The organism is uncultured Candidatus Puniceispirillum sp. (assembly GCF_963979125.1).
In the GTDB taxonomy this organism is placed as follows: domain Bacteria; phylum Pseudomonadota; class Alphaproteobacteria; order Puniceispirillales; family Puniceispirillaceae; genus Puniceispirillum.
Genome location: NZ_CAXBVX010000112.1, coordinates 1 through 6,051, shown reverse-complemented (window position 1 = coordinate 6,051; position 6,051 = coordinate 1). Strand labels below are relative to the sequence as shown.

Below are 6,051 nucleotides of genomic sequence, written 5' to 3'. Positions count from 1 at the left end.
AGGCCAGAATATGCGTTGCAATCCGGTCAAGGAACCAGCGGTCGTGGCTGACCACCACCGCGCAACCAGCAAATTCATCCAGCGCTTCTTCCAGCGCGCGCAACGTATCGACATCCAGATCATTTGTTGGTTCATCAAGCAGTAACAGATTAGCCCCGCTTTTGAGCATTCGCGCCAGATGGACACGGTTTCGCTCACCCCCAGACAGCTGCCCGACATGCTTTTGCTGATCGCCACCTTTGAAATTGAACTGGCCAACATAAGCCCGCGACGCCATCGTCCGCTTGCCAAGCGCAATCTCGTCTAGCCCGTCGGAAATGACTTCCCAAACGGTTTTGTCATTCGGCAGCGCGTCGCGTGACTGATCTACATAACCAAGCTTGACCGTATCGCCGACAGTAAATGTACCAGCATCAGTGGCTTCGACGCCGGTAATCATTTTAAACAATGTTGTCTTACCTGCACCGTTCGGGCCAATCACCCCAACAATACCCCCAGGCGGCAACCGGAATGACAAATCATCAATCAGCAAGCGTTCACCAAATCCCTTTTGGATACCCTCGGCATTGATAACAATATCGCCAAGACGGGGGCCAGCTGGTATCGTAATGCGGGCCGTATCGGTTTGGCGTTGCTGGTCTTCGGCAAGTAATTTTTCATAGGCGTTGATGCGGGCTTTTGATTTCGCCTGACGTGCCTTTGGCGCTGAACGCACCCAGTCAAGTTCGCGTGACAATGACTTAACACGGGCATCATCCGCTTTGCCTTCTTGTTCCAGTCGTTTATGCTTTTGCTCAAGCCAGCCCGTATAATTGCCTTCATAGGGAATACCTGCACCGCGATCAAGTTCCAGAATCCAACCCGCAACCTCATCCAGAAAATAGCGATCGTGGGTAATGGTGACGACGGTACCCGGAAAATCATGCAGAAATTTTTGCAGCCATGATACGGATTCGGCATCAAGATGATTTGTTGGTTCGTCAAGCAACAGCATATCTGGTGCACTTAGCAACAATTTACACAAGGCGACACGGCGCTTTTCACCACCTGATAGTTTGGTCACATCGGCGTCACCTGGCGGTACACGTAACGCGTCCATTGCAATCTCGGCCTTGCGTTCAAGATCCCAACCGTCAATCGCATCGATTTCTTCCTGCAATTCGGCCTGTTCGGCGATCACCGCGTTCATTTCATCATCGGTCATTTCTTCGGCGAACTTGGCACTCACTTCGTTAAAGCGATCAACAAGCTCTTTGGCGCGCCCCATACCAGATAGCACATTGCCAGTCACATCCATGCTGGCATCAAGTTCGGGTTCCTGAGCCAGATAGCCAACTTTAATACCATCGGCAGCCCATGCTTCACCCTGAAATTCGGTCTCTATACCGGCCATAATGCGCAACAAGGTTGATTTACCCGCACCATTCAGGCCAAGCACGCCAATCTTGGCCCCTGGTAAAAACGACAAATTGATGTTTTTCAACACTTCCTTGCCGCCAGGCCACGCTTTGCTAAGACGGCTCATTACGTAAACATACTGATGGCTGGACATGCTTCACCTTTGATCTGAAATGCAGGGTACCGATGCTTGTAGCATCCGGCGTTTATATTACTGAGCCATGTTTTATCGGGTTTTATGGCAAAGCACCAGATATGATCGCCAGCTTTCTGCATAAACGCCTTTATATCAGCTTGAATAACAGTATAAACAGGGGTTATCTGTGGTTGATAAAGGCGTGATTTTGTAGCTTAATGTCAACGCATTACGGCTGATTGTGCTAACTTGTAACGAATGCAGTGAAAGTTTTACCAATGGTGTCTCATGTCCCAGCTTTAGGCATTTTACTGGATTTGCTTTTCGGCATCCTGATGTGGGCTAGCTGTGCACAATTTCTAATGACCATTTTCGTCAATGAAGACAGTAAATTCATGTTGTTAGGCATTGTCAGAAAGACCACATCTGGCGCGTTATTTGTTGTGCGCTATATCGCACCTTCATTTCTGGTGAACAAAGTGATGCCGCTTTATCTGGCTTTTGTTCTGTTCATTTTGCGCTTTTATGCTCTACCTGCGATCCTGACATATGACGTGGTCAGTTTCAGCGCGATGCCGCTTGAAGCCCTTATAAAAGGCGTTTTCATTGATTTTGGCTTGCTATGAAATGACGTGATGATGTTACAAAGCGCGGGATGATTGTTCTTAATCGGCAATCACGGTCATTTTCTGCGTAACGCGACCTGTTCCATCAACCCGCCAGACCATTTGCCCTTTATCATTTTCCAATACAATCAGCATATCGCCTTTATCTGCGTCACTAGCGCTAATGATGCGCGTATCTGCTGGCACTACAAATTCGATTTCAGTTGCCTCTTTAACGGCATTGGCAGCTGTCATGCGAGAATAAATAGTAACAATGATTGTAACCAATGCCGCCACGATCAGCACCGCCATAATAACGCTCATTGTCTTGATTAATCCTAGATGCCCGATCACCGCAGATGGCATTTCAGCATTCATATCTGCAGTTTTTATGTCAATTTCGGCGTCTTGATTTGTATTGCCAGTCGATTTTGCGTTATTGTCCGCCATCATGACTCACTCGCACCCTAAACAATCAGTTACCTTGTCAATCACCGCACCGGCCGACATAGCCGCACAGCGGATCGACAAATTTTTGGCCAACCATCTAGATGATGATGGTCAGTCTTTGTCACGAAGCCGGATCAAGGCGTTAATCCTTGATAAACGACTTCTTGAAGATGGCCGAACCTTAGCTGATCCCTCAAGCACGGTCAAACCCCTGTGCGCATATGCGCTGGAATTGCCGCCGCCTGTTGATGCCACTCCAAAAGCCGAAGCTATTCCGCTTGATGTGCTGTATGAAGATACGCATATCATCGTGCTGAACAAGCCTGCTGGCATGGTGGTGCATCCCGCGCCAGGATCGCTGACCGGTACATTGGTCAATGCGTTGATTGCCCATTGCGGCGACAGCCTGACAGGCATTGGCGGGGTTATGCGCCCAGGTATTGTTCATCGGCTGGATAAGGACACATCGGGTGTCATGATGGCGGCCAAAACCGACAGTGCGCATCATACGCTGACCAGCATGTTTGCCGCGCATGATCTTGACCGCCGCTATCACGCGCTGGTCTGGGGTACCGGTGTCGAACGTGACGGTGTTATCGATGCCCCGCTTGGTCGTTCGCCCCATGACCGTAAAAAACAGGCGGTAAATCAACGCGGACGCCATGCCATCACCCATTGGCGTGTCATGCGCACCTTGCCGCCCTTTGGCAGTCTGGTCGAATGCACATTGGAAACGGGCCGCACGCATCAGATCCGCGTGCATATGGCGCATATCGGCTATCCCGTGATTGGCGACCCGCTTTATGGCCGTGCCCCGCGCGCCGGACAGATGCCCGATACCCGGGCGCGAACCGGACTGGCACAAATGCGGACATTTAGCCGACAGGCACTTCATGCCGCACATCTGGGGTTTGAGCATCCGATAACAGGCGAAGCCATGGCATTTACCACGCCAATACCCGCAGATATGGCCGCGTTACAGACAATCATGGAAGATACTGTCGCTATGCGTGCAAAAGGCATTTAGTATCTCTTAAATTAAGACATGATTGAAAAATACTTTTGCCAAAAACTGCCTTAATCCGGCCCTCTTTACATGTATAATTGCGATAACTACATATATTGAGACATGAATATTACTAGGCGATGCCCCCGCAACAGGAGACATAAATGGCTACAATAGCATCAAAGCCTAAATCAACCATGCCGGTTCTTAGCCCTGACGGTAATCTGTCGCGCTATCTGGAACAAATCCGCGCTTTCCCCATGCTTGAGCCAAAGCAGGAATATATGCTGGCCAAAGCGTGGAAGGAAAAAGGAGATGTTGATTCCGCGCATCAGCTGGTCACCAGTCATCTGCGCCTAGTTGCCAAAATTGCGATGGGCTATCGCGGCTACGGTTTGCCTGTTGCCGATCTGATTTCCGAAGGCAATCTGGGCATGATGCATGCGGTCAAGAAATTTGAGCCCGAAAAAGGCTTTCGCCTTGCCACCTATGCCATGTGGTGGATCAAGGCCGCGATTCAGGAATATATCCTACGCAGTTGGTCGCTGGTGAAAATCGGCACAACCGCTGGTCAGAAAAAGCTGTTTTTCAACCTCCGCCGTATCAAGGGCCAGATTCAGGCCATTGACGAAGGCGATCTGAAACCCGAACAGGTGACCTATATCGCCGATGAATTGAATGTCACCGAAGCCGAAGTGATGTCGATGAATCAGCGCATGGCTGGTAATGATCGGTCGCTGAATGTGCCGCTTAGCCGTGATGGTGAAGGCACTGGCGAATGGCAGGACTGGCTGGAAGATGACACGATCGATCAGGAAACCAGCTTTGCCGAGCATGAAGAATATTCGGCCAGAGCCAATCTGATGATGGATGCGATGAAGGGGCTGAACGAGCGCGAACAGCGTATTCTTCAGGCACGTCGGCTTGCCGAACCACCTTTGACGCTGGAAGACCTTGCTGGTGAATTCAATGTCAGCCGCGAGCGCATCCGCCAGATCGAAGTGCGCGCCTTTGAAAAATTGCAAAAAGCCGTGCGCGACAAAGCCAATGAGCTTAAATTACTACCTGCGCAAGATGACGTCGAACCAGCTTTACTGGGGTAATCGGGGCTGGGATATCGCAATTGCCCGATCACGGTAGCATCTGCATCATGTCCCGATCGATCATGTTGTCAATATCACGCAGGATCAGGCGGTGAACTTCGGTTTCCAGATAAAGACAATCGGTTAAAGAACCCGGATCGGCATTCTGACACCCATGCCTCAAAGCATAAAGCGCGAGCATCCGGCCAGCCTCATCCTGTTCGCATAGCGGCAGATGCACCCCCTCGGCGGCGCGATAGGCGCAATAGTCGTCAAAGCTCATTTGCACGTCATCATTGTATAAGCCCGATGTACACCCTATCAGCCCACCCGCCATCATCAGCATAATCATCACCGTGATCGGTGCCAGCATCCGCGCATTGCGGGCGAAGATACGACCTGCGCCGATCCGGCCAAGCCAAGCCAGCCGATTTTGCCAAGCCAGCCGATATTGGTGATGCGAAATATATCTGCCTTGCCGCATGATGCCCCCGCGCATATCGCTTCTGGCGACCCGAAGGCAAAGGCGGTGCATGTAACCCGATCATGAAAATGGCCACCCTGGTATCAGGCCGGCCACAACACAACTTTACTTCTATGACATGCATATCAGCGAAGTTCCTGCTTATTCCCCAGAGGGTATTTTATTCAGCAGGCGACCCGACAAGGGGTCGCTAATACGCATATCTAGAAGTCGTGCTTGTGGCACCTCAACCATACGAAGCGACCCATTGGATGGCAAATCCGGTGTCGCCTTGGCATGAATATTCAGGATTCATGCGGGATTGCGGCCAGCCGACTTCACATCAAAAGGTTAATTTGAGCATTAATTTACTCAACTCAGTCCGCAGAATGGCACCATTAACCATTTGTTAACACCCCTCACGCTATGGTGATGGGGTTAGGCACGAAATTGAGGGGTTGGGCGATGGGAATTCAAGACATGCAACTTGAAGATTGGATTAATATTGGAATGATATTGGCACCATTTGCGATTATGTATTTTCCACACAATAGAGAAAAATGGACTAGGTCAATTGCGGATAGTAATTGGATACTCCCGTTCACATATTTGATCCTGTTTTTATTTGTCCACTTCGCTCTGATCAAGCACGGTGTTTATGAAGATAAGATCAAGAAGTGGCAAGATGTGTTCAAAGAGCCGCATTCAACATCCATAATGATTGGTGCGGCGATAGCACCAGCCTTTGCAATTCTGGGGCTACTGTATGCAAACAGGCGATATAAGCTTGCGTCAGAGCAGATCACTTTACAAACCACAACAATGGATCAACAGCGTTTTTATGATGCGGTCAAACTTTTAGGAGATGATAGGGAGTATTTGCAACTAGGTGCGCTAAATGCGATCAGACA

Annotated in this window: 7 protein-coding genes; 4 read left to right on the top strand and 3 right to left on the bottom strand. The window is 49.9% G+C overall.

The genetic code is table 11. The features are described from left to right. On the bottom strand, nucleotides 1-1,552 hold a 1,552-nt coding region (ettA, locus tag ABNT28_RS09620; protein WP_348721471.1), incomplete at its 3' end, for an energy-dependent translational throttle protein EttA. Between the two features lie 260 nt (nucleotides 1,553-1,812). Here ettA and ABNT28_RS09615 point away from each other — a divergent pair. Then, entirely contained in the window at nucleotides 1,813-2,160 is a 348-nt protein-coding gene (locus ABNT28_RS09615; protein ID WP_332924352.1) for a hypothetical protein, read from the top strand. A 39-nt stretch (nucleotides 2,161-2,199) separates the two neighbouring features. On the opposite strand, the gene ABNT28_RS09610 is transcribed toward ABNT28_RS09615, so the two are convergent. Then, nucleotides 2,200-2,589 carry a hypothetical protein gene (locus ABNT28_RS09610; protein ID WP_332924351.1) on the bottom strand — a complete coding sequence of 130 codons (390 nt, stop codon included), beginning with the start codon at nucleotides 2,587-2,589 and terminating at the stop codon, nucleotides 2,200-2,202. A 1-nt stretch (nucleotide 2,590) separates the two neighbouring features. Here ABNT28_RS09610 and ABNT28_RS09605 point away from each other — a divergent pair, with 1 nt between their 5' ends. Together ABNT28_RS09605 and rpoH are read left to right on the top strand one after the other, a co-directional pair. Then, a complete protein-coding gene (locus ABNT28_RS09605; protein ID WP_332924350.1) occupies nucleotides 2,591-3,616 on the top strand; it encodes an RluA family pseudouridine synthase in 1,026 nt (341 codons plus the stop codon). Between the two features lie 143 nt (nucleotides 3,617-3,759). Next, nucleotides 3,760-4,698, top strand: coding sequence for an RNA polymerase sigma factor RpoH (rpoH, locus tag ABNT28_RS09600; protein WP_332924349.1), 939 nt, complete (start codon nucleotides 3,760-3,762; stop codon nucleotides 4,696-4,698). Nucleotides 4,699-4,726: 28 nt separating this feature from the next. Here the strand turns inward: rpoH and ABNT28_RS09595 are convergent, their stop codons facing one another. Then, the gene (locus ABNT28_RS09595; RefSeq protein ID WP_348721470.1) at nucleotides 4,727-5,212 is read right to left on the bottom strand and encodes a hypothetical protein; all 486 of its coding nucleotides are present in this window, start codon (nucleotides 5,210-5,212) and stop codon (nucleotides 4,727-4,729) included. Nucleotides 5,213-5,605: 393 nt separating this feature from the next. On the opposite strand from ABNT28_RS09595, the gene ABNT28_RS09590 reads away from it, so the two are divergent. Further along, on the top strand, nucleotides 5,606-6,051 hold a 446-nt coding region (locus ABNT28_RS09590; RefSeq protein ID WP_348721469.1), incomplete at its 3' end, for a hypothetical protein.